The sequence below is a fragment of the Proteus sp. LHD240705 genome (assembly GCF_047921555.1).
In the GTDB taxonomy this organism is placed as follows: Bacteria; Pseudomonadota; Gammaproteobacteria; order Enterobacterales; family Enterobacteriaceae; genus Proteus.
In genome coordinates this window covers 1-452 of record NZ_JBLRMI010000040.1, presented here as the reverse complement: position 1 = coordinate 452, position 452 = coordinate 1, and the positions used below count along the sequence as shown (strand labels likewise).

The window sequence follows — 452 nt, the reverse complement described above, 5'->3', positions numbered from 1 at the left end:
ACAACATTACCGCATTTAGATAAGTGTGTTGTGTTTTATCATGCCACCAACCCTCAAGCGGAAGTGAGCTATTTAGCGCATAAAAAGCAATTATACAGTTCAGCCCAAACAGACATTTATGTGTGTGTATTCGTTTCAGGAATGGTTTTGACCCCGAAGAGACGTTGGGGGTTATCACTGTACAGTGAAGATGGAACACTGGTCTTTAATACGGACTATCTGCCTTTTACCCGAGGACAATCAATGGCATTGTTATTACGGGAGGGGAGTGTAGAGACTCCATATAGCTTGCCTTTAGTCTGTGCAACCAGTCAGTTTGTGAATGCGTCTTATCAGGATGACCATATTGATTGGGCCAAGCGCAATACGGGGATACGTTTTCGGGGAAAACAGATTTTTGTGAGCGAACGAATACGTGATGCTCATCGGCAACATCATGTAGAGCAACGTAT

1 pseudogene is annotated in these 452 nt (G+C 43.6%); it reads left to right on the top strand.

Annotated features, from left to right (window positions below):
• Positions 1 to 452: pseudogene (locus ACNART_RS17925) on the top strand (hypothetical protein); the annotation flags it as partial.